The sequence below is a fragment of the Collinsella sp. AF28-5AC genome (assembly GCF_003457875.1).
Lineage (GTDB): Bacteria > Actinomycetota > Coriobacteriia > Coriobacteriales > Coriobacteriaceae > Collinsella.
Genome location: NZ_QRTA01000006.1, coordinates 79,203 through 102,991 on the forward strand (window position 1 = coordinate 79,203; position 23,789 = coordinate 102,991).

The following is a 23,789-nucleotide window of genomic DNA, read 5'->3' on the forward strand; positions in this document are numbered from 1 at the left end:
AGAGGCGCTAAGCGCTGTAACCCATCGCCTGCAGAACAAACATGACGACCGTGAGCACCGTAATCACACCGATAGTCGCCCAAGTGAGCACGTTCCACACGCGGCCGTTGCGGTTAGTGCCCATAATGTGACGGTCAGCGGCGATAACCACCTGGAACACCAGAACCACGGGCAGTAGCACGCCATTGATGACCTGCGAGGTCATCATAATCTGGAACAGATCGACGCCGGGCATAAGCACCAGCACGGCAGAGATACCGATGATGGCCGTAATGATGCCGCGATAGACCGGGGCCTCGTCCCAGCTGCGGTCAGCACCGCGCTCCCAGCCAAATGCCTCGCAGATAGCGCTCGACGTAACGCCCGGCAGCACGCAGGCGGCCAAGAAGCTCGCCGCGACCAGGCCCGAGGCAAACAGTACCGTGGACCACTGACCCGCAATAGGCTCCAGCGCGCGGGCAGCATCGGCAGCATCGCTTATCTGAATACCCGCCGGGAACAACACCGTACCGGTCGTGATGATAATAAAGCCGGCAATGACATCGGCGGCAAGCGAGCCGCTCACGGTATCGATGCGCTGCAGCACGATATCGTCCTCGCCCGCGTTCTTATCGACCACGTTGTTCTGCGCCAAGAAGATCATCCACGGTGCGATGGTGGTACCGATTGTTGCGACCACGAGCGACACGTAGCTGGGATCGTTCTGAATATTGGGGACGACCAAGTCGACCGCGACCTCGCCCCAGTTGGGGCCGGCCATAAACGCGGCGACGATGTAGGTCACGAACACGCAGCTTACCAGCAGCAAAATCTTCTCGATGCGCTGAAAACTGCCCGACATGGTAAGCATCCACACCAGCAGCGCCACGAGCGGCACCGAGATGCTCGCCGGAACGCCAAACAGAGCAAGGCCACTCGCGATACCCGCGAACTCCGAGATGGTCACCGCCGTGTTGGCAATCAACAGCGCCGCCATGGCCAGCACGCTCCTGCGCACGCCAAAGCGCTCACGGATGAGCGAGGCCAGGCCCTTACCCGTGACGCATCCGCAGCGCGCCGCGGTCTCCTGCGTCACGATAAGCAGCACAGTCATGACGGGAAGCATCCAGAGCATCTTGTAGCCATAGCTGGCGCCCGCGCTGGAATACGTTGCAATGCCGCCGGCGTCATTGCCCGAAAGCGCCGCCAGCAGACCGGGACCCATAGCGCCAAAGATGGCCGCGATGGTCAACTTTTGCTTGGTGCCCGACTTTTGCTTGGTATTTTGCACGCGACCACCTAACCCATGACCGACATGGTGAGCAGCACCGCAGCGGCGCAGTACGCTACGCACGAGATCATGACGGCAATAACGTTCATGGCGGTGCCCGACGTGTTGAGGTCATGCTCGTCACGCCAGAACAGCACCATCAGGTAAATCACGGCGCTCATGTTGCCAACCAGGCAAATGATGGCAGCGATATTAAAGCACCCGGTAAAGAGTTGCTCCTCAAACATGGGCGCATCGGGGAACGCAGCGGTGCGCACCAGCTGGGCGCACAGGTAGGTCACGAGTGACAGAATCAGGCCCATGCCCGTGCTCTGGAAGAAGAACCCCAGATACGGCTTGGGCTCGTCGTCGTGACCGTCATACTCCAAGAAGTAGTTCTTGACGAACGACACCATGCGCGAGGCAGCAAGCAGCACGAGCGGCATGGCGCACATGGGGAACACCACCAGATGCGCGGAGCCGAGCGCCGTCCCCAGCACCGTTGCCATGATGCACGAGGCAATGCCCCACACGACAACCCAGTACTGGCGATGCACAAACCAGCTGAGCACGTTCGTCGAGTCGTCCGACGCGCTATCGCCCGAGCCGACACCGGCGATCTGCAGGTCCTCCTGATGCTCCTCGGCGATAACGTCCATGGCGTCGTCGAAGGTCACGATGCCCAGGATATGACGGTTCTCGTCGCAGACAGGGATGGCAACCAGGTCGTACTTGGTCATCTCGTCCGTCACGTCTTCCTGGTCCTCGTCGGGCGACACGTAGACCAGGTCGCGATAGGCGAGCTGGCCCAGCGTGGCATCGCGGTCGGCAACGATCAACGTGCGCAGCGAGAGCACGCCGGTGAGCATGCCGCTCGGATCCTCGGTATAGACGTAATAGACACTCTCGAAGTCCTCATCGAGTTTGCGAATCGCCTCGATGGCATCGCCGACCGTCGCCGTGGCGGGCAGCGAGACAAACTCCGAGGTCATGATGCGGCCGGCGGTGTTGTCCTCATAGCCCAGCAGGTTACGAATCGCCTTCTCCTCCTTGACGCCCATCAGGCGCAGGAGCTTCTCGGCCTTCTCGTAATCGAGCTCGTCGATCAGGTCGGCGGCGTCGTCCGGGTCCATCATGGCCAGCATCGACGATGCGTCCGTGTCGGACAGGCCCTCGAGCATCTCGGTCATAAGCTCGTCGTCATCGAACTCCGAGATGGCCTCGGCGGCCTGGGCAGTATCGAGCTGTGCAAACACCTGCGCACGCAGGCGCGGGTCGAGCTGCTCGATAATGTCGGCGATGTCGGCAGGGTGCAGCTCGCCGAGCGTCTTATGCGACACCGAGAGTTGAATGTTCTTGGTCGAGCGATCGAGCAGGTCCATGTAGGACCAAGCGATGATGTCCTCACTGAGCGGCTTGCCCAGGTGCTTCATAAAGCCTTCGACGATATGCTCGAGTGCGGGGCTGATCGCGCGTAGCAGACCGCGGGCGCCCACTTCGGCGCCCAGCAGGCGCAGCTGATTTTCGCCCGACATGGAAAACTTGATGTCGTTTACGCGCACGACTTTCATGCCCTGCGTGTCGACAATCTGCTTGTTGAGCACGTCGCGGGCAAGCAAGAGTTCGGTCGGCTGCAGGTACGAAAAACGGATTTCGGTGGCCGACGTCTTAAGGTGTACACCCGTCTCGTCGATACGGTCGACCCATTTGCGCCAGCTGATCATAAACGGCGTCTTGCCGGGACCGCGGAACGCGAGCGACGTCACGTGCGGAAAAACTTCGCCGGTAGCAATACCAAAATCGTTCACCACGCCGAGCTTTTCTCCATCGACGTCCAAGACCGGCAATTTGAGCATCTCACTCAGATAATTCAATGGTGCTCCCCATCATTATTCCTCCGAACGCGGCCGCATGTGCGACGTCCGGGGGCTTCTGGATATGTATACGCATGCGCGGGCGGCACGCCGCTCGACGCTTACACCCCGTGCATGCGCAAAAAGCACCTGCATGGGGTCATCGACTGTATGGTCGAGGTTTGGATTTCACCTGTAACCTTTCTCTTGACCCTCATTAACCGCAGTAACTATAGCATCAGCATCGCCCTGCGGCATCGAATTTATGCGCTGCACATTGCAGGCATACCAAACGCTGACGCATCCGTGACATAGTCATTGGGGACGTTCCTAAATGACTACCCAATGACTACTCTGTGGTGTCGTCGTCCTCGGCAAGTTGGGGGAACACGGCGTCCTTGGGCATGGTGACCTTCGTCAGCGAGGTGAGCTTTTTGCTCAGCGACGTGTCCGTCTTGACCAGGTCGCTGAGCGTCACGATCTTGTAGCCGTCGGCAATGAGGCCGTCGATAATCTGCGGCAGCGCCTCGAGTGTCTGCTCGGCGCATTCGTCTCTATCGGTGAGCAGCACGATATTGCCCGGCGTCACCGAATCGAGCACCGTCGAGACCTGTTCGTCGGCACCGTTTAGCAGCCAGTCGCCCGAGTCGATATTCCACGAGACCACGGCGGAGACCAGGTCCATCGCATCAATCCAGTTTTGCTCGTCAAAGGCAGCGTAGGGAGCACGCAGCAGCATCGTCTTCACGCCGGTCGCCGACTTAATCGCATCGGTGCCTTTCGTGATCTGTTCGCGCACCGCCTCACGGTCCTGACCCTTGAGCGAATCGTCGCTGTAGCTGTTGGATCCGATCTCGCACCCGGCGTCGACAATCGCCTTGGCCGTGGCAGGCGAGGCCTCGGCCGCATCGCCCGAAAGGAAGAACGTCGCGGTGACGCCCTTTTCCTTGAGCACCTGCAAGATCTGTTTGGTGGCGCCGCTCGGACCCTCGTCAAACGTCAGCGCCACGTACTTTTTGTTGCCCTTGGGCGCCACGCTGGCGCACGCAACAACGCAATCGGTGGCGGGTACAACCTCGCCGCGGTCTTGCGTCTTGCCTGACCGCTCACCAACCCACACCTCGGATCGGCCCTGGACACCCCATGTCTGCACATACTCGATAGCGCCCGTGCCCTCGACCTTGAGTCTGGGCTCGATAACCGTAGCCTGAACCTCGTGCTTCTCGTAAGTGTTACGGCCATCCTTGACCGTCACCTTCTCGCCGCCCTCGAGTTCGCGGCTATCCCATTTGCCCTGCTTCACGCGCTTGCCGTCGACCTTCACCGACAGCTTTTCGCCCCCATGGCGCTTGAGCACGCTGTCATCGACGGCTAGCAGGTCGCCTGCGTCGTAGGTGTCAGTCAAATCCTGTTCGTCGATGAGATTCTGCAGCGTAGAGCCCACGCGCACCGCGGTCTTCTGGCCGTTGAGCTCCACGTCCACGCTGCGGTTGACGTAGCCCACGACGGCAGCGATAAACAGCACGAGCGCGCAACCCACGGCGATCAGCGCATAGGGCAGGCGAGACGAACGACGGGGTGTGCGGCTGTTGCCGATGCGCGCGCTGCGATCGCTAAAGCCGCGGCTATGGTTGAGATACATCGCGCCGGGCTTACGGTGACGGCGGCGCTGACCGCTGGGCAGCTGCCCCAGGTCGCGGCGCGCTGTCGGATGCGCACCCGAACGCCCGTTTAAGTTGGATCCGTTTTGGTGCATGTGCCCTCCCCCATAAACACAGCAAGCCGGAGCAACAGGTCTCCGGCTTGCCTCCCATCATTTGGTACGTCGCTATTTTGTAGCTTTTGACGAGCCTCCGCTCGCCTTTTGGTATTCGTCCTTAAAGGCCTTGAACATGCCGCGCGTCTTGCCGAGCTGCTTGCCCAGTGCGCGACTGCCCTTGTCCACGGCAACCGATCCCTTGTCGTCGAGTACCTTGGCACCCTTTTTGACCTTGTCGCCCACCACGACGCTGGCCTCGGCGGCCTTGGCGGCCGCACCGCCCGAATACCCGAGCGACTTGACCTCGTCCGAGACGACCATCGCACCGTTCTCGTAGCCGCGCAGCATCGTCGGCGGCACCTGCGTGTCACCAACCAAAACACTCGAAGCAGCACCGGCGGTCACATAGAATGCCTGCACGATGCCCGAGCGTGGCTTGAACTCAACGTCCGAGCAATAGCCCACGACGTCGCCCGATTCCGTGCGCACGTCCATACCGACCCAGATGATGCAATCGTCCAAGTTGATGTCGAGGCGCTTAGCGGCGGCGGAATCGTACGTGTCCTTGACGTCATCGACCGCAATGGCGCCCTCGTAGACACCAATGGCGTCGAGCGCTACGAATCGGTCGGGACGCTCGATCATGCCCGCGATATCGGACTGGCGGACCATAAAGCCGACCACGCGCGTACCGCCCGGGGTAAAGACCGGAAAGTGAATCTTTCCGAGCTTTTTAGGGCTGCGCGGCGTGCCATCCTTTTTGGTGCGCTTGTCCTCGGTAGGCTTGCGATAGATCTTGGCGCCGACAAAATCCCCGGCGCGCATTATGCCTCGGTCGAGGGCTCCGCAGCCTCGGTATCAGCCTCGACGGCGTTCTCGACCACGACGTCGGCGGCAGGCGTCACGTTGCCGCCCGAAATGGCGTCGTTGAGCTGCTCGCGCAGCTGGTCCATGCGCTCGCGGGCCAGGTCGACCTTGGCGCGCAGGTCGTCGGTCTTGGCGTCAACCATCGGGCCAAAGTCATTCACCGCAGCACGGGCCTCCTCGGCGCTGTGCTCGTAGGTGTCGCGCATATTGTCCCAGGCGTCGTTAGCGATATCGGCAGCCATGGCGCGGGTCTCGGCACCCGAGCGCGGGGCCAGAGCAACGCCGACAATAGCGCCGGCAGCGGCGCCAAAAAGTGCGCCGGAGACAAAGCTGAAAGTCTTACCCATGATCATTCCTCTCCTGCGGGCACGTCGGTGCCCACCGTTTGAATGCTGTCCATTATACCCGCAGCGCATCACTTGCCGCTCCGCTCATCTGCGTACGGCAAAGGCGCAGGTACGTGATGGTGATAAACGCGTAGGCCTACTCCTGAGGCATAGCCGGCATGGCCACCGTGGCACCCGGGTCCTCGCCGGCGCCGTCCACGAGCGGCAGGCCGCCCTCATGCGCAGGCCCTGCCGGAACCGTCGCCGCACCGCCAAAGACGGCAGCGGAGGCCTCGTGGTTCTCGGCAACCGCGCCCTCGGTATCAATCGCCACCTGGGGCTCGTCGTCAAAGTTGGGGACGCCCTGGGGCTCGGTGGGAACGGGCTCGGCGGTCGCATCGGCAACGGGCTCGGCGTCGACCGGCACATCGCCCTCGTCAGCGCCCTCGGCCTCGGCATCATCTTCGCCGTTCGCGACGGCGACGGCCTCGTGCGGATCTTTGCCCTCGGCCTCGGCACGCATGCCCAGCACCAGGTTGCGCAGACCCGCGACCGTGCCTTCCACGTCGGGGGCCGGCTGATCGGCGTGCAGGTACGCCCAGTCCATCATAAAGGTCGCCGACGACAGCGCGCCAATGGCCAGCGCGTCGTCGGGACACGAAAGCTCGACCTCAAAGACACGCTCGTCATGCTCGCTCACGCGCGTGCGACCGCACGAGATGCTGCCGGCAAGACCGGTCTCGTTCATGAGCTCGACCGTCACGTGCTCCAGCAGGTGGCAAAGCTCGGTCTGGCCCATGCAGTCCTGGAACTCGCGACCGGAATCGCCCAGGCACAGATGCTTGGCAATCGCGGGCACCAGGTAGTACACGCGCGCCGTGGCCTCGATGTCCTCCGAGGTCATGAGCGGCATGCCGGGGTTCACCAGCACATGCGCGCAGATCTTGTCCTCGCTGACGGTGACCTTAAGGATGTTGAACAGGCCTGCCATAACTCTCCCCTACTCGTCCTTGCCCTACTCGTCGCCATCGTGCGGATCCACAGAGCCCGCACCCGACGCCGCCGGCTTCTCTGCCGAAGACTCGGAATCCTTCTTATCGGTTTCGGCCGGAGCGATCACGCGAATGAGCGAGATACGCTGGCCACGCATCGACTGTACCTTGAACTTGTACCCTGCGACCTCAAACACCTCTCCGATGTCGGGCACCGAGTCGCAAAGCTCCAAAATCCAGCCGGCGATGGTCTCATAATCATCGCTTTCCTCGAGCGGCCAACCAAGCTCAATCGCGTCATCGCACGAAAAACGCCCATCGACGAGCCACTCACGGCGCGAGAGGCGCGTGAGGTACTTGTTGTCGGGATCGAACTCGTCCTCGATCTCGCCGACGATCTCCTCGACGATGTCCTCGATGGTGATGATGCCGGCCGTGCCGCCGTACTCGTCCACGACGACCACAATCTGGTCGTGCGAAGTCTGCATCTCGGACAGCAGCGGCAGGATGTCCTTGGTGTCGGGCACAAAGGTGGCATCGCGCAAAAAGCCAGCGATGGGCTGGTCGCCCTTGCCGTCGAGCGCGGGCTGGATCAGGTCCTTGATGTGCGCGATGCCCGCGACGTTGTCGGGATCCTCGTGATAGACGGGGATGCGGCTGAAGCCGGTCTGGCGCATGGTGGACAACACGTCGGCGACCGTCTCGTCGTCCTCGCACATGGTGGTGTCCACGCGCGGCACCATGACCTCGCGGGCAACGGTGTCGCCCAGGTCAAAGATCTCGTGGATCATGCGCTTTTCCTCGTCGAGCAGGTCGTCCTGCTCCGAGACCATGTACTTGATTTCTTCCTCCGAGACGTTCTGGCGGTCATCGGCGCTCTTGATGCGCAGGATGCGGGCCAGGCCGTCGGAGCAGGCACCGGTCAGCCACACGAGCGGGCGGGCGATCTTTTGGAACACGGAGAGCGGTCCCACGACCTGTTTGGATACGCCCTCGGCGTTAGCAAGGCCGATGCGCTTGGGCACGAGCTCGCCGATCACGATGGACACAAAGGCGACCGCGACGGTGATGATGACCGGCGCCAGGCCGCGCGCGATGGCGGAAAGCGGCGCGATGCCAAAGCTCATGAGCCATGTGGCGAGCGGGTCGGACAGGCTCGTCGAGGCGACGGCGGACGAGGCGAAGCCCACGAGCGTGATGGCGACCTGAATGGTGGCGAGCAGCTGGTCGGAATCGGCGGCAAGCTGGACGGCGCGCTCGGCGCGCTTATCGCCCTCCTCGGCATCGTGTTCCAACACGGCGCGCTTAGCCGTGGTGAGAGCCATCTCGGACATGGAGAAGTAGCCGTTGATAAGCGTTAAAACGAGCGTGGTAATAAGGGAGATGGTTATGTCCATCGGGAGTTTCTCGAACCTCCAAGATTCGGGACGTTGGGTAGTAAGCGTAGGTGACGGATAGGGCAATTGCGCCGGTTGCCCGTGCGAGCGGGGCCGTGGGCGTGGTCGCTAGATTACGAAGAGGATCACCGCCATGAACTGGAAGATGCTGCCGGCGAGCACCCACAAGTGGAAAACACTGTGCAGATAGCGCACGTTTTTGGCGATATAGAACGGCACGCCCACGGTATAGCACACGCCGCCAACGGCGAGCAGGGCAAGTGCCACGGGGTTGAGCAGCGACACGAGCTCGGGCAGCTTAAAGACGACGAGCCAGCCCATCAGCAGATAGACCAGGCCGCTTACCCAGTGCGGCTGACGCTCGCGCAAAAAGCACTCGAGTGCGATGCCGATGATGGCGATGGCCCACACGGCAAAGAACAGCGCAGGGCCGCCGTCGTTTGCGAGTGTGATGAGGCAAAACGGGGTATAGCTGCCGGCTATGAGCAGGTAGATGCAGCTGTGGTCGATGATGCGAAACACGCGTTTGGCGCGAGCGGGCTGAATCGCGTGATAGAGCGTGGAGGCCAAGTATTCGAGGATGATACTGACGCCATAGACAATCGCCGCGGCCATGTGGGCCGGGCCTCCGCCGCGCAGGGCAGCGAATACGATCAGGAGCACCAGGCCCGCGATACCCAGCAGGCAGCCGACACCATGGGTGACGGAGTTCATGATCTCCTCGCCCACCGTGTAGTGTGGAACGGCCGCGGTCTTGGGTCGCGGCTTAGAACTGTCGCTCGAATCGGACATGCCGGTTACATCCTCCAATGTAAAGAGTTCTCAACACTATATCAAAGCGTCTGGGTACATGCGAAATTTGCACCATACGTGACCCTTTGTTTACCCATTCTTTGCCTGTTGACGCGTCAACGGCGAACATCCATAATGCGCTTGTTTTAAATGTTGATGTATTAACATGTTATAGGAGAATACCGCATGGCTCAAAACGCACATTCCCATCGAAAGCTCAAGATAGCCGGCATCGTTGCACTGGTGGTTGTCATTGCACTGCTCGGATTTGCCGGCAACTTTCTGTTTGACTTCGCGCTGAATCCCCGCGCGCCATACACCATGAAGATGATGCAGGACGGCAAGGACGACAAAGAAAGTGAGCAGCCGGATGCCGAGGGAACCGAGGCGCGGGCATGGTTTAAAGAGAACCGCGAGAGCAGCAGCCTCACCGCAGATGACGGAACCGAACTTGCCGCTTGGTATTTTGCCGCCCCAGAGAGCACGCACAATTACGCTATCTGCCTACACGGATACACCGATGAGACCATCGGTATGGCCCGATACGCCAAACGATTCCATGACCGCGGCATGAACGTGCTCGCGCCTGCCGCCCGTGCCCACGAGCGCTCCGGCGGCGACTATATCGGCATGGGCTGGCCCGAGCGGCTCGATGTCGTCGCATGGATCGAGCGAATCGTTCAGGCTGACCCCGAGGCGCGCATCCTGGTCTTTGGCGAGTCGATGGGTGCGGCAACCGCCATGGACGTCGCGGGGGAATCTCTGCCCGCAAACGTGAAATGCATTATCGAGGACTGTGGTTATACGAGTGTTTGGGACGAGTTTTCTCTGCAGCTCAAGGATGTATTTGGGCTGCCCAGTTTTCCTTTGCTCGATGTGGCCAACCTGGTGTGCAACGTGCGCGCAGGCTACGACTTTCATAAGGCAAGCAGTGTGGAGCAACTCAAACACGCGACGGTTCCCATGCTGTTTATCCACGGCGACCAGGACACCTTTGTGCCGTACGACATGCTCGACCAAAACTACGACGCGTGCGCCAGCAAGGTCAAGCAAAAGCTCACCATCCATGGCGCCACCCACGCCAAGAGCGCGCAGGTCGACCCCGAACTCTACTGGGACACGGTCGACAACTTCCTCGACAAGAATTTTTAGGCAAAAAGCAACGTCTGGGGTTTTGTTGCCAAAAAACGGTTTGTGGTCGGCGGGGTTCGATTTTTCGCCGCACTTCCAAAAAGCCGCCCGCGAGCGTTGTGCTCGTGGGCGGCTTTTACTCAACTAACGCCACAAAGGCGCTTGGTTTGTCCAATAGGACGACGCTACTTGACCTCGATGAGCTCGTACTCGCTCGTGCCCAGGCCGATCTTCTCGGCATGCGCGATGCACACGCGCCAGTCGGTGTCGGGATGCGTGATGCAGAAGGGATCCTTGGCCTGCTCGCCCTCCAGATGCTCGTGGTTGTGCTCCATCTTGGCCGCGCTATCGGTAAGCTCGGTGTTGGGCAGCGGCTCGGACGCCATGACGGCGTCGGCGCAGGCCTGGTCGATGGCGACCGGGTCGAAGCTCGCGAACATGCCGATATCGTTGACGATAGGTGTGTCGTTTTCGGGATGGCAATCGCAGTTGGGGCTGATATCCATAGCCAGCGAAATGTGGAAGCTGGGACGATCCTGGACAACGGCTTTGGTGTACTCGGCGATCTTACAGTTGAGCACGTCGGCCGCGGCCTCATAGCCGGGCTTGATGGCGTCCTGGTTGCATGCCGCAATGCAGCGTCCGCAGCCCACGCAGCGATCGTGGTCGATGGCAGCCACGTGCACCGTGCGAGTGTTGCCGTTGGCAAGCTCGCGCTCGCGGGTATCGTCAAACGAGATGGCGTTGTGCGCGCAGATCTTTTCGCAGGCACGGCAGCCAACGCAGTGCTCGGTCGCGACGTTCGGCTTGCCGGCGGCATGCTGCTCCATCTTGCCGGCGCGACTGCCGCCGCCCATGCCCAGGTTCTTCATGGCGCCGCCAAAGCCGGCCTGCTCATGACCCTTAAAGTGGGTAAGGCTGATCACAATATCGGCATCCATGAGCGCCTGACCGATCTTGGCCTCGCGCACGTACTCGCCGCCCTCGACCGGGACGAGCGCCTCGTCGGTACCCTTGAGGCCGTCGGCGATGATAATCTGGCAACCCGTGGCATACGGGGTAAAGCCGTTCTGGTAGGCAGTGTCGATGTGCTCGAGCGCGTTTTTGCGGCTACCGACATAGAGCGTATTGCAGTCGGTGAGGAAGGGCTTGCCGCCCAGCTCCTTCACCACGTCCGCGACGGCGCGGGCGTAGTTGGGGCGCAAAAAGCTCAGGTTGCCCAGCTCGCCAAAGTGAATCTTGATGGCGACGAACTTGTTCTCAAAGTCGATCTGCTCAATACCGGCGTGACGTATGAGGCGCTTGAGCTTGTCGAGCTGGCTCTCGCGAGCATGCGTGCGCAGGTTGGTGAAGTACACCTTAGCGGGTGCTGCGGGTGCAGTTGCGGTCATAGATATATCCCCTCGGTCTATATGGCGTTACAGACATAGAGGATGGTACCAGTTAAAGCAGAGTTAAAGTCAAGTACGGAACCTAGTCATTGGGGACGTTCTTAAATGACTACTCTTGGACTTTGAGCGCCTCGGCCAGGCCCACACGTTTGATAGAACGCGTGTGCAGCAGCGCCACGACCAGGTAGGTCGCAAAGCCGATTCCTACGCACGCCGCCATGGACCAAGCGGGCACATAGATCTCGATATTGCCGTTATAGGCGAGCAGCATCGAACGGAAGATGGCCGTGAGCGAGCCAATAATGACCGGCAGGCTCAGCACGAGCGACGCCACCACGCACAGCGTGATCGAGCGGATGTACAAATGCGAGATCTCGCTCTCGCGATAGCCAAAGACCTTCATGTAGCTAATCGAACGGGCGCTGTGGTCGATCACAGCCTTGGTCAGCAGGTACATAAACAGCAGGAAGATGAACACCGCAAGTCCAACCATCATGCCGATCATTTTGCTCATCATGCCGATGAACTGGTCGCCCACGGCGCGCATGTCGTCGGGCGTGGTGTCGCCGGCAAAGTAACGAGCATCGAGGTCGAGCTTCTTGTTGCTCGCATAGCCGTTAAAGTAGGTGGCGTCGTTGTCGAACAGCTCGTTAAAGTCGTCGATGCTCATATAGACATTCATATCCGACTTGGAGCCCCAGGCACAGTCCTTGCCCGCGTACTCAAAGGAATAATGCTCGCCCTCGTACTTGTCGCTGAGCGTGACCTTCTGGCCCTCGCTCCAGCCGAACTTGTCGAGCAAGCCACCGCCAAAGACGACGCGTCCGTCGCCGACGTTGAGGTCTTTCCAATAGCGCGAGTCGGATGAAATGCCGTAGACGGAAATCGTCTCCTCGCCATTTCCATCGCCGCGGTCGTATTGCAGCTGGTAGACGGCGTATTTCTCGGCCTGCGCGATTGCGCTTGCACCATTGTCGATCGTATTGACCGGGTGGATATCGTCGTTGTCAGCGTCAATCTTAGAGGCCTTGTCGATCAGGTCGATAGCCTCGTCGCGGTTGCAGCCGAGGGCATCGGCAAGGTCATCGAGGCGCGCATAAAGCGCATCCTTCTTGTCCTGGACCTTGGCAAGCGCATCCTGCGCCGCGGTCAGGCTCTCGGCAGACGGAGATGCGGTCGCGGCATCGGCTGCCGCCTGCGCCGCATCGGCCGCGTCGTCAAGCTCGTCATCGGCATCCTGAGCGGCGGAAAGCAGCGCGCCGTCAACCGACTGCAAGCGCTCGAGTGCCGACCACTGCTCGCGCACCTCGGCGGTGCCCTCGAGCTCCAGCGGAGCCTTGAGCGTGTACTGGTGCTCGGCGACCAGGCTCGTCTCGAGGTTGTCCGCGTAGTGCGTCATCGTGGGCAGAATCGCCAGGCCAAAGAGCAGCAGCAGCGAGGCGAACGCAATGCCCACGAAGAGCGTGGCGAAGTTGCCCAGGTTGCGCAGGAAGATACGCAGGCGGAAGCGCGAGACAAAGCCCATTCGCTCCGGCAGCTGCAGGCCACGCTTGGTACCCGATTTACCGCTCGCCTCGTGACGAAGGAACTGCAACGGCGTCTTGCCCATTTTGCGAAGCAGGCCCACCAGCGTGATGAGAATGAGCGCGGCGGCAGGAACCACGGCGCACTTCACAAAGATCTCCCAGCTCCAATACACCTGGAAGGGCGGCAGGCTGTACGAACCGTAATAGAGGCTGCGCATGGGCTCGGTAAAGAACACAACGCCGAGCGCAGTGCCCAAAAGCGCCGCGACCACGCCCACGATGGCGGGAAGTGCCAGGTAGTGCAGGACGATCTCCCGACGGCGATAACCGCTGGCGAGCAGCGTGCCGATGATGGCACTCTCCTCCTCGATGGTGGCGTCGGTAAGGACCACAAAGACAAACGCCATGATCACGATGATGATGTCGAGCAACGTCGTCCACATCATGGAGTCGCCGTCCACGTCGTCGCGCGCATAGCCAATGCCCTGATTGGAATCGGCATCGATCAGATCGTCCACGCGCGCATCGACATCGGTCAGCGCCTCGACCATATCCTGCTCCGCATCGATGCGATCCGCAGTAGAGAGGTCGCGGTCGGTAAAGGTAAAGGAGTAGGTGTAGGCAGGCGCGCCGCCGGCATCCTCGAGCGCGGCAAAGCCGGCGTCGGTGACCTCGGCCACGCCATAGGTGATGGTGTTCACCGTAAAGTCCGAATTGTTGAGGAACAGCGCCTGGCTATCGGGCTGGGTCATGATGCCGCAGATGGTGTAGGTGCGACCCTCGAGCTCGACTTTATCGCCCACGGACAGGTTGTTATTGGTGGCAAAGACACGGTCGATGGCCACCTCGTCGTCCGCCTTGGGTTCCCTGCCCTCACAGTAGGACGCGATATCGACCTTGGTGCGGTGCGCATAGGTGCGCAGCGTGCGCTTGGTGCCGTCGTCGCCGGCGGTCTTTTTGATGATGGCGTCGATGGAGAAATTCTTGTAGAGCGTGACGCCGCCGACGTCGTCTGTCGCGTCCTCGGCTGCCTTGAGCTGGTCTTTGGTGGCCTCGAAGGAGGTGGTCACGCGGCCGTCCTCAATCGTGTACGCATCGCGCATGTCGTCGATAAGGCAGCCGATGGAATGCGCCGCAAGCAAAAAGCCCGATGTAAGGGCAATGCTTCCGCACATAAGCAAAAAGATGCCCAGGTACTTACCGATATTGCGGCGCAGCTCGCGCGGGAGACGTTTTGCGAGAGGTGTCATGGCGCCGCCTACCAATCGAGCTCGGCGGCTGCGACGGGCGACTCGTTGAGCTCATCCTCGACGATGCGCCCGTCGCGCAGGCGCAGCACGCGATTGGCCATGCGGGCGATGGCAGCGTTGTGGGTGACGATAATGACGGTGCAGCCGTACTCGCGGTTGACGTCTTCCATGAGCTGCAAGATTTCCTTGGACGTCTTGTAGTCAAGCGCGCCCGTGGGCTCGTCGCACAGCAGCAGGCCCGGGTTTTTGACGAGCGCGCGGCCGATGGCACAGCGCTGCTGCTGGCCGCCCGAGACCTGGCGCGGGAACTTGTTGCGGTGCTCGTAGAGACCCAGCGAACGCAGCAGGTCGTCAATGTTGAGCGGCTTTTTGGACAGGTGTGCCGTGACCTCGATGTTTTCCTTGATGGTGAGGTCGGGCACCAGGTTGTAGAACTGAAAGACAAAGCCCAGCTCGCGGCGGCGATACTCGCCCAGGTCGGCAGGCTTGAGCACCGTGAGGTCGCAGCCGTCCACCAGAATAGAGCCGGCGTCGGCATCCTCCAGGCCGCCGATCAGATTAAGAAATGTCGACTTGCCCGAGCCCGAAGGCCCCAGCATGACGCAGACCTCTCCGCGGTTGATGGACGTGTCGATGCCATCGAGTACCGTCAGACGCGCGTCACCGTCGCCGTAGTGTTTCTTGAGCCCTTTGACCTGGACATAGGCTTCCCGCGTTGCCATGCTATCCCCCGTTGTTAGCCTTCTGCTACTTTTCTAGGGTAATAGTAAACCTGGGCGAACTATTTTTAAGCGACGTGCGCGATTTTTTCCAAACCAGTCATTGGGTACTCATTGGGGACAGACTTAAATGACTGAAACCACTCATTTAAGTCTGTCCCCAATGAGTACCCAATGACTAGGTGGCTAGGCGCGGGATTTGGTGCGTGCGAGGGCGAGGCCTACGGCGGCGATGGCCACGGCGAAGAGTGCCGTGACGCCCAGGTCGCAGGCGATGTCCCCCAGCACGGCGGACGTCAAATCCGAGGCAAGTGCCTTGCTGATCGCGTCGTTCACCCAATATGTCGGCACAAAATGCGCCACCGTCTGCACGGCCGGGCCCATCAGCGACAGGGGCATCCAGGCGCCGCCCAAAAACGTCATGAGCATGCCGAGCAGGTTGCCCACGCCGTTGAGCAACTCCTCGCGCGCACCCAGGCTCGAAAGCGCAAAGCCAACGGCCAGCGGCGTGCACGCCAGGGCAAACGTCGCCGCCAGCGCCAGGCACACACGGCCCACGCCGACTTCGGCAACCGCGCCGGCAAAGCCCACGACGCCCATCATGCTCGACACGAGCCAAATGCAGACGGTGAGCACGGCAGCGGCCGCAAACACGGCGAGCGAACGCTGGCGCTCGGAGACCGGGCCGGCATCCATGCGGCGCACGCGCTCGGGCTCGTTCATGCCCGAGAACACCAATCCCACCGACACGATGACCGACGAGATAATCGCGTACGCGCCAAAGTTGAAATACGACTCGAGCGTGGCGGCGGCTGTCGAGTCAACCTTGACCTGCTCGATCTCGACCTTGGCGCGCTTCGCGGCCGCATGCTCGGCAGCCTTGGCGACGCTACCGTTAGAGGCGGCGGGCTCAAGTGCGGCCGCAGCGCCCGCGAGCGAGATCCAGCGCGAGGCCTCGGCAGACGAAAGCGCTGCCGCCATGGTACCGGCGCCGTAGGTCACATCGAGCTTGGGCAGAGACTCCCCCGCGCGGGCGGCTGCAACAAGGTCACCCTCAAACCCCTCCGGGATAAAGAACACGCAGTCGGCGCTACCCTTGGCGCTATTGCTCTTGGAGAGCGCGTCCGCAAGATCGTATGTATCGTCGCCGATGCCCGTGACCAGCTCAAAACGCGAACCCAGATGCTTGGTAAGCGCACGCGAAAGGTCGCTGTCGTCGCGGTCGACCACGATCACGTTGGTGTCGTAGGGCTTGTACTCGGTAAGCTGCGACGAGTTCCAGCTCACCGATGCCGCGATGAATACGCCCATCAGTGAGATGAACACCGTGTAGATGAGCAGGTAGAACGGGTGCGCCAGCGCCATGCGAAGCGCGGTCTTAAAGGTGCTCATAGCGGCTCCTTCCAAAGATCAGCGTGGCGGCGGCAACGAACAGCAGCGCCATAAGGACCAGCGCGCCGGCGCGAACGGCAAAGGGGCCCAAGTCCTCAAAGAAATACAGGCGGTTGAACATGTCGCAGATGAGCTTGACGGGGTTGAGCCAGCATTCGGCCGGGCAGGCGCGGGCAACGTCATCGGCAAGCGCCATCGCCGGTTCACCGTAGAGCCCGGCGAACAAAGCGCACGTGGTGGCAAAGCCCGTAAGGATGCCGGACTTGGACGCCTTGCCGCCCTTAACGGGAAGCGTGCCCACAAAGAGTCCCAGGCCCGTGGCGGCAAGCGCGGAGGCGGCACCGCCCACCAGACACAGCCCCTCGCGCCCGCCAAAGTCGACGCCCACGACCAGGCGCACGTAGCCGATCGCGATTGCCATCGAGGCAAAGGAGACCAGCCACGAGCCGACAAAAATGCCGGCCAGCGACGTCGTCTTGGAAAGACCGCCCACGCAGCGACGCGCACCAAGGCCCGACAGATTGGGCTGCAGATCGACGACGCTCAAGGCGGCAAACTCGGCAGACATCATCGCGACCAGGCCAAAGAGCGCGTAGTAGTAAATGACCGTGCCATCGGGCGTGGTGCGTGTCAGGCTTACGCGGCGGGTGCCACCCTCGAGCGACAGGGCGCGCGCAACCGCCTCCGGGTCGGCGAGCGCCGCCGGGTTGTCCTGGGCAATCTGGGACATGAGCTCGGCATTTTGCGTATACGAGCTTGCCACCGTCTCCAAAATGCTGCGGTCGGTGAGCACCGACGACGCACGCGAGTTGTCATAGCTCGAAAGCAGCGTGAGGTTGGGCGTGCCCGCGTCGTCGACCGTATAGATGCCCGCGACCTCGCCGGCCTTAAGCGCACGGTTCGCATCGGCTGCATCGTCGCACTCGTGGATCTCGAGCAGCTGGTCGTCGCCTTCCTTGGCAAGCGACGTCGCCACGTCCTTAAAGGTCGAGGCGTCCCAGGCCTCGTCAGCCACGACGGCTACCGGCACCGGGTCGACCTTGCCGTCGGAGCTCAGGTTCGCAAACATAAACATGAACATCGTTGAAAGCGCAATGGGAAAGATCGCGCCCCAAACCCACGTGCTCGGCCGGCGCAGCAGCGTCTTGACCGTAATGATAATGGTGTTGAACATGGCCGCCCCCTAGTCGCGCAGCTCGCGGCCGGTGATCTCAAGAAACACGTCGTTGAGGGTCGGCGGCTCGCTCCACACGCGGCCGAGTGCCACGTCGGCGGCGCGCAGCGTGTCGAGGATGTCAACCAGATTGTGTGGGCTCGCCTCGCAGGTGCAGACGAGCTCGCCGCCGGACAGCTCGACGCTGAGCACGTGCTCGAGGGCGCGCAGCCGCTTGACCGTGACGGGCTCGACGGCGCCGACCTCGACGGTCACGCGCTCGCCCATCTGGATCATGCGCTTGAGCTCGTCGTTGGTGCCCTGTGCCAGCACGCGCCCACCGTCCATGATCATGATGCGGCTGCAGATCTGCTCGACTTCCTCCATGTAATGGCTGGTATACGCCACCGTGGCGCCCTCGTCGCGCAGGCGGCAGATGCCCTCCAGGATGGCGTTGCGGCTCTGCGGGTCGACCGCCACCGTGGGCTCGTCAAAAAAGATGAGCTCGGGCTTGTGCGCGATACCGCAGGCGATGTTGAGGCGACGCGCCAGGCCACCCGAGAGCTTGCCGGGGCGGAACTTGGTAAAGTCGCCCAGCCCGACAAAGTCGATCGCCTCGTCCACCAGCGCGCGGCGGCGCTTGCGGTCGTTGACGTAGAGGCTGCAGAAATAGTCGATGTTCTCGCGCACCGTGAGCTCGTCGAATACCGCCACCTGCTGCGGCACCACGCCGATGCGGCGCTTGAGGTCGTAGCGGGCGGGTGTCATGGGCTCGCCGAACAGCTCGATGGTGCCCTTGTCGTAAGCGAGCAGCTGCAGAATACAGTTGATGGACGTGGTCTTGCCCGAGCCGTTGGGTCCGAGCAGGCCAAAGATCTCGCCGGGGGCGATGCTCAGGTTAAAGTGGTCGAGCGCGATAAGATCGTCGTAGCGCTTGACGAGGTTTTCGACGTGGACGATGTCTGTCATGAGGCGGCCCTTCTGTTGATTGCAGCCCGGTACGATTGCATCATCGCAGGAGCCGCCGGCGCGCGCCAGTGAGCTTTGTCACGAGTGCGAGGGGGCAGAGGTGAAAACCCCCGCTCGCGCGAGCGATCGACGCCGCTTTGCCGCGTGGGAGGAATGTCACAGTTGCGCAGGCGGTCCCTCCACCACGCGCGGCTTCGCGTACAATACCCGTATGAACAGGCTTTTCGACAAATCGATCGTGCTGGCGTGCTGTATTGCGGCCGCCATGGGTCTTGCTGTGGACGCTCGCCTGGTCGCGGCGTTTTGCCTTGGCATTATTGCCACCTCGCTGGCCGAGGTCGCACAGGGGGAACGCACGCGCCGCGTAAGCGAGGCCGCGAGTTACGCTTACATCATCGCGGCTGTCTTCGTGCCGCCGTTTGTGCCGTTTGCGCCTCTCGCCCTCTATGACATCGCGCGACGCGTGCGCCGCGAGCACGCCTGGATCGCACTGAGCATTGGCTCCGTCTTTACCTTTGCGCTTGTCGCGGACCTTCGCGCCGACGAGCTCACCGCCCGAACGCTCCTGCTGACCACCATCCTTTCGGTTGCCGCCACCTTGTTATCGCTACGTACCGCCCAGTTGGAGCGCGAACAGCAGCGCATGCGCCGTATCCGCGACGAGCTGCAAGAACGAGCTCTGGCGCTGGAGGCGCGCAACCGCGATCTTGCCGACCGCCAGGACTACGAAGTCGAGCTCGCGACACTCGCCGAACGCGCCCGCATCGCGCGCGAAATCCACGATAACGTCGGACACCAGCTCACGCGTGCCTCGCTACAAGCCGAAGCCCTGCGCGTGATCCACGCCGACGAGCCCGGCGTCGCCGTCGATTTCGCCGACGTCAAACGCACGGTTGACGAGGCGCTCCAGCTTGTGCGCACCAGCGTCCACGCGCTCAACGACAACGCCGTCGACCTTTCCGTGCAGCTCGAACGCATTGTTGAAGGCGCGCGCTCGGACGGCGGCCCGCAGATTGAGCTTGAAGTTATGACCGAACATGCGCCCGCAAACGTCGCGAACTGCTTTGCGGCGGTCCTGCGCGAGGCGCTCTCCAACACCATGCGCCACGCTTGCGCCCATACTGCCACCGTACGGTGCATGGAGCATCCGTCGTTTTACCAGCTCATCGTTACCGACGATGGCGTGGGCGGGGTCCAAGCAATCGGCCGTGGCGCCGCGGAGGGCATGGGGCTCGCCTCCATGCGCGAGCGCATCGAGGCGCTTGGCGGCACCTTCACCGCCGGTCCGCGCGCCGGCGTCGGCGGCTGGCGCGTGTTTGCCACCGTTCCCAAACAGCAAGGAGATGAGGACCGATGAGGCTCATCGTTGTCGACGACGACCGCTTGGTGGTCGATTCGCTCAAGATTATCCTGGGCGCCCAGCCGCAGATCGAGGTGGTGGGTACCGGCGCCAACGGCAACGATGCGGTGGCGCTCTACACCGAGTACTCACCCGACATCGCGCTGCTCGACATTCAGATGCCAGGACGCGACGGCCTATCGGCGGCACGCGAGATCCTCGAGCGCGACCCTGCGGCGCGCGTGGTGTTTCTGACGACATTCCCGGATGACGAGTACATTGTGTCGGCGCTCAAACTGGGTGCCCGCGGCTACCTGATCAAAACCGATGTCGCCGCCATTCCGCCAGCGTTAGCGCAGGTCATGGATGGCAAACGCGTACTCGAAGGTAAGGCGATCGAGGATATCAACTTTGATGGGGCGGACGTCGAGGCCGGCGCGACCCGCCGGCCCGCGGCCTTTGTCAGCCTGACCGACCGCGAGTTCGAAGTCGCCGAGCTCATCGCCCGCGGCCTCGACAACAAGGAGATTGCCGCCACCGCTTATATGGGCGAAGGCACAGTGCGCAACCACATCAGCTCGATCCTTGCCAAAATGGGCCTGCGCAACCGCACGCAGATCGCCATCGCCTACCTGCGGGGGTAATTGCCCGAAGACCGACCGCCCCGGCAAAGAAAAATAGCTGCTACCGATTTAATGCTATTTCAAAACTATGCCGGATTACGGGGCTAAAGTCGGGACCCTCATCCATACCTTCATTTTTTGGAAAACGGCAGGCTATCTACCTGCGGTTTTGTTTTTGCGGTTTTCTATATGGTCGGAGGTTCGCTATCCAGCCCCGTAATCCGGCATGGTTTTGTTCGTGGCGGTACAACCGCGCGTTTAAGCGCGGGGCCGGTGGGGCAATTTTGCCCCACCGGCCCTATCCCAACGCTATACCAGCCCCAGTCCAGAGTTATTCCGGTTTGGTTTCTACCGTGGGAGTCTTGTTCGCCGCAACTGGAGTGCGGGCGGTGTCCATGCTCAGACAGTGCTTGGGGCAGCTCTCGATGCACTCGCCGCACACCACGCAGGCGTACGGGTCGATCGACCAGGTGCCGCCTTTGCGATCGACCGCGAGCGCGCCCGCCGGGCAACGCCGCGCGCACATGCCGCAGCAGATGCACACGTCCATGTCATTGACGATATGCCCGCGCAGTCGCTCGGGCGCCGCGAGCTTCTCCTGCGGATAGCACACCGTGACCGGCCGCTTGACCATAGAACCCAAGGCCGTCTTGGCAAATGTCAGCAAACTCATGCCGCGCCTACCTTTCCGTGCAGCTAATGCAGGGATCGATGGTCAGGATAATCATGGGCACGTTGGCAAGAAGCACGCCCTGCAGCGCATGCGTCAGACCCGCCAGGTTTTGCGACGTCGGCGTCCGCACGCGGAAGCGGTCCAAGTTCTTGGTGCCGTTACCGCGCACATAGTAATACGCCTCGCCGCGCGGCTGCTCAATCACAACCTCGCCGAGCGCGCCGTCGGCCGGCGTGAGCTTGGTGCGCCCGCCGATTCCGTCGTGCGGAATCTTGCCCACAAGCTCCTTGATGATGTCCATGGCCTGCGTGACCTCGGCGCAACGCACCTGGCAGCGGGCATAGCAGTCGCCATCGGTCGCCACGATAGGTTCAAACGCGGCCAGATCCGCATAGGCGCCGTCGCCAAACATGCGCACGTCGTAGTCCACGCCCGAGGCACGACCGAACGGGCCGACCATCGAAAGCTCCAGCGCTTCCTTCTTGCTAATCACGCCCACGCCATGCAAGCGCTCGCCGCAGCTATTGTCGTCCAAAAACGTATGCACCAGGGCCTCGTAGTCGGGACGCATGGCATCGAGCGTCTGGACAATGCCTGCCAGCTCGGAGTCCTCGATATCGTGCTTAAGGCCGCCGATCTCGTTAATCGAAAGGATCACACGGCCGCCGCAGGTGCTCTCAAAAATCTTGAGAATCTGCTCGCGCAGCGTCCACGAGCGATAGAACAGCGCCTCGAAGCCAAAGGCATCGGCGAGCAGGCCCAGCCACAGCAGGTGCGAGTGAATGCGCGAAAGCTCGTGCAAAATGGTGCGGATATACTGCACGCGGCCGGGCACCTCGATGTCGAGCATGCGCTCGCAGGCGCTGGCATAGCCGCAGCTATGGCCCACGGCGCAGATACCGCAGATGCGCTCGGCGATGTAGCCAAACTGATGCATATCGCGCTTTTCGGTAAGCTTCTCGAGTCCGCGGTGCACAAAGCCGATCTGCGGAATTGCCTCGATAACGCGGTCGTCCTCGATCACCAGGTCCAGATGAAGCGGCTCGGGCAGCACCGGGTGCTGCGGGCCAAACGGAATAACGGAGCGATGTGCCATGGACCTTACGCCTCCTTTTTCTGCTTGTCGCGGGCGGCCTTGGCGGCAAGCGCCGCGCGGACCTTGGCCGCTTTCTCGGGATCCATGGCGGCGAGCTTTGCTTCCAGCTCGGCGGCTTTGAGCGCGGCCTTGGCGGCAGCTTCATCGTGCTGAGCATCGGAGCCGGCAGCCGCAGCGGACTGAGCGACAGTAGCACCCGCAGTACCCTCCCCCGCAGCGGCCGCGGCAGCGGCAGCCTTCTCGGCGGCGGCCTTGCGCGCCTTGGCCTCGGCGGCGGCACGGACCTTCATGGCTTTCTCGCGCGCGGCCTTCACCTCGGGCGTGATAACGCTCATGGGCTCGGCAGTCGAGACCTGGTAGAAAAAGCCGTTGAAGTCGACCTGCATGTCGGTGATGGCAAGACCAAATAGGTCATGCGCTTCGTTTTCAAACGGGAATACCGCCGGATAGTACGAGCTGATGGACGGAATCTCCTGGTACTGGTCGATACCCTCGACCATCAGATTCTCAATCGCATAGTTGCCGTCCTGCGCGATATGCTCCCGAGCAGCACGAACGTTGATAAACGTATAGACCAGGCGATACGATCCGTCGTCCACACAGCGCTCGGCGTGCATCTGCACAAAGCGGGCACCGAAGCCCTTGAGCGCCTGCACATGCGGCAACAGCTCGTCGATTCCGACGGTGGTATAGATTGCCTTTTGCATTACTCGGCCTCCTTTGCAGCGACGGGCGCACCGTCAGCCGCGCCTGCGTCGACACCGACCCCGGCCCCCGCAGCAGCCACGAACCCGTCCTCGCCCAGCTCAACGCCACCGTCCCAGGTTGCGGCACCGCCCACGGTGAGCGGGTCGCCGCCGGCGCGCATCACGGCTTCCTTCTGATCCAGGATGCCGCACGCCTCCACGATGGCATCGATCACCGTCTCGGGACGAATGGCGCACCCGGGCGCGTACACGTCCACGGGAATCGCGCGGTCCACGCCACCGATCACGTTGTACGCATCGCGGAACACGCCGCCCGAACACGCGCAGATACCGCAGGCCACCACGCACTTGGGCTCGAGCATCTGGTTGTAGATCTGGCGCACGACGGGCAGGTTCTGGGCATTGACCGACCCCGTCACCAAAAAGATATCTGCATGCTTGGGGTTGCCGGTGTTGACCACGCCAAACCGCTCCGCATCGAACAGCGGCGTGAGCGAGGCCAGCACCTCGATATCGCATCCGTTGCAGCTCGAGCCGTCGTAATGAATAACCCACGGCGAGCGCGACATTTTATGATCCATGGAT

Annotated in this window: 21 protein-coding genes; 3 read left to right on the forward strand and 18 right to left on the reverse strand. The window is 61.8% G+C overall.

Annotation, left to right across the window (positions count from 1 at the left end):
• Positions 1–7 precede the first annotated feature (7 nt).
• The 8 genes from DWZ01_RS05815 to DWZ01_RS05850 form a co-directional block, all read right to left on the reverse strand.
• Positions 8–1,204, reverse strand: coding sequence for an Nramp family divalent metal transporter (locus tag DWZ01_RS05815; RefSeq protein ID WP_117758623.1), 1,197 nt, complete (start codon positions 1,202–1,204; stop codon positions 8–10).
• Positions 1,205–1,278: 74 nt separating this feature from the next.
• Entirely contained in the window at positions 1,279–3,123 is a 1,845-nt protein-coding gene (locus DWZ01_RS05820; RefSeq protein WP_117758587.1) for a magnesium transporter, read from the reverse strand.
• A 328-nt stretch (positions 3,124–3,451) separates the two neighbouring features.
• The gene (locus DWZ01_RS05825) at positions 3,452–4,858 is read right to left on the reverse strand and encodes a polysaccharide deacetylase family protein (protein ID WP_233506180.1); all 1,407 of its coding nucleotides are present in this window, start codon (positions 4,856–4,858) and stop codon (positions 3,452–3,454) included.
• A gap of 72 nt (positions 4,859–4,930) precedes the next feature.
• Positions 4,931–5,686, reverse strand: coding sequence for a PRC-barrel domain containing protein (locus DWZ01_RS05830; protein ID WP_117848356.1), 756 nt, complete (start codon positions 5,684–5,686; stop codon positions 4,931–4,933).
• Positions 5,686–6,075, reverse strand: a complete 390-nt coding sequence (locus DWZ01_RS05835; protein WP_035136593.1) for a YtxH domain-containing protein — start codon at positions 6,073–6,075, stop codon at positions 5,686–5,688. Before DWZ01_RS05835 ends, DWZ01_RS05830 begins: the two co-directional genes overlap by 1 nt.
• Positions 6,076–6,211: 136 nt before the next feature.
• Positions 6,212–7,045, reverse strand: a complete 834-nt coding sequence (locus DWZ01_RS10915; protein WP_233506181.1) for a hypothetical protein — start codon at positions 7,043–7,045, stop codon at positions 6,212–6,214.
• Positions 7,046–7,069: 24 nt separating this feature from the next.
• Positions 7,070–8,443: a hemolysin family protein gene (locus tag DWZ01_RS05845; protein ID WP_117848357.1), complete on the reverse strand. Its 1,374-nt coding sequence runs from the start codon at positions 8,441–8,443 to the stop codon at positions 7,070–7,072.
• A 108-nt stretch (positions 8,444–8,551) separates the two neighbouring features.
• Positions 8,552–9,235, reverse strand: coding sequence for a hemolysin III family protein (locus DWZ01_RS05850; RefSeq protein WP_199408783.1), 684 nt, complete (start codon positions 9,233–9,235; stop codon positions 8,552–8,554).
• Between the two features lie 186 nt (positions 9,236–9,421).
• Between DWZ01_RS05850 and DWZ01_RS05855 the strand changes: the two genes are divergently transcribed.
• Positions 9,422–10,387 carry an alpha/beta hydrolase gene (locus tag DWZ01_RS05855; RefSeq protein WP_117848358.1) on the forward strand — a complete coding sequence of 322 codons (966 nt, stop codon included), beginning with the start codon at positions 9,422–9,424 and terminating at the stop codon, positions 10,385–10,387.
• Positions 10,388–10,551: 164 nt separating this feature from the next.
• Here the strand turns inward: DWZ01_RS05855 and DWZ01_RS05860 are convergent, their stop codons facing one another.
• From DWZ01_RS05860 to DWZ01_RS05885, 6 genes are all read right to left on the reverse strand, one after another.
• On the reverse strand, positions 10,552–11,757 hold the full coding sequence (locus DWZ01_RS05860; RefSeq protein ID WP_117848359.1) for a DUF362 domain-containing protein: 1,206 nt from the start codon (positions 11,755–11,757) through the stop codon (positions 10,552–10,554).
• Between the two features lie 109 nt (positions 11,758–11,866).
• Positions 11,867–14,533, reverse strand: a complete 2,667-nt coding sequence (locus DWZ01_RS05865) for an ABC transporter permease (protein WP_117848360.1) — start codon at positions 14,531–14,533, stop codon at positions 11,867–11,869.
• Between the two features lie 8 nt (positions 14,534–14,541).
• Complete coding sequence (locus DWZ01_RS05870) at positions 14,542–15,255, reverse strand: ABC transporter ATP-binding protein (RefSeq protein ID WP_117848361.1); 714 nt, start codon at positions 15,253–15,255, stop codon at positions 14,542–14,544.
• Between the two features lie 183 nt (positions 15,256–15,438).
• Complete coding sequence (locus tag DWZ01_RS05875) at positions 15,439–16,644, reverse strand: ABC transporter permease (protein ID WP_117848362.1); 1,206 nt, start codon at positions 16,642–16,644, stop codon at positions 15,439–15,441.
• On the reverse strand, positions 16,631–17,818 hold the full coding sequence (locus DWZ01_RS05880) for an ABC transporter permease (protein WP_117848363.1): 1,188 nt from the start codon (positions 17,816–17,818) through the stop codon (positions 16,631–16,633). The genes DWZ01_RS05875 and DWZ01_RS05880 overlap by 14 nt, the downstream gene beginning before the upstream one ends.
• 9 nt (positions 17,819–17,827) lie before the next feature.
• Positions 17,828–18,766 carry an ABC transporter ATP-binding protein gene (locus tag DWZ01_RS05885; RefSeq protein WP_117848364.1) on the reverse strand — a complete coding sequence of 313 codons (939 nt, stop codon included), beginning with the start codon at positions 18,764–18,766 and terminating at the stop codon, positions 17,828–17,830.
• 100 nt (positions 18,767–18,866) lie between these two features.
• Between DWZ01_RS05885 and DWZ01_RS05890 the strand changes: the two genes are divergently transcribed.
• On the forward strand, positions 18,867–20,123 hold the full coding sequence (locus DWZ01_RS05890; RefSeq protein WP_117848365.1) for a sensor histidine kinase: 1,257 nt from the start codon (positions 18,867–18,869) through the stop codon (positions 20,121–20,123).
• Positions 20,120–20,749 carry a response regulator transcription factor gene (locus DWZ01_RS05895; RefSeq protein ID WP_117848366.1) on the forward strand — a complete coding sequence of 210 codons (630 nt, stop codon included), beginning with the start codon at positions 20,120–20,122 and terminating at the stop codon, positions 20,747–20,749. The genes DWZ01_RS05890 and DWZ01_RS05895 overlap by 4 nt, the downstream gene beginning before the upstream one ends.
• A gap of 310 nt (positions 20,750–21,059) precedes the next feature.
• Here DWZ01_RS05895 and DWZ01_RS05900 read toward each other — a convergent pair whose 3' ends face one another.
• From DWZ01_RS05900 to DWZ01_RS05915, 4 genes are read right to left on the reverse strand one after another with little or no spacing between them, the layout of a single operon-like run.
• Positions 21,060–21,401, reverse strand: a complete 342-nt coding sequence (locus DWZ01_RS05900) for a 4Fe-4S dicluster domain-containing protein (RefSeq protein WP_117848367.1) — start codon at positions 21,399–21,401, stop codon at positions 21,060–21,062.
• A 7-nt stretch (positions 21,402–21,408) separates the two neighbouring features.
• Entirely contained in the window at positions 21,409–22,497 is a 1,089-nt protein-coding gene (locus DWZ01_RS05905; protein ID WP_117848368.1) for a nickel-dependent hydrogenase large subunit, read from the reverse strand.
• 5 nt (positions 22,498–22,502) lie between these two features.
• A complete protein-coding gene (locus tag DWZ01_RS05910) occupies positions 22,503–23,204 on the reverse strand; it encodes an NADH-quinone oxidoreductase subunit C (RefSeq protein ID WP_117848369.1) in 702 nt (233 codons plus the stop codon).
• Positions 23,204–23,785 (reverse strand): NADH-quinone oxidoreductase subunit B family protein, encoded by a 582-nt coding sequence (locus DWZ01_RS05915; protein ID WP_117769763.1) that lies wholly within the window; start codon positions 23,783–23,785, stop codon positions 23,204–23,206. The genes DWZ01_RS05910 and DWZ01_RS05915 overlap by 1 nt, the downstream gene beginning before the upstream one ends.
• Between the last annotated feature and the right edge of the window lie 4 nt (positions 23,786–23,789).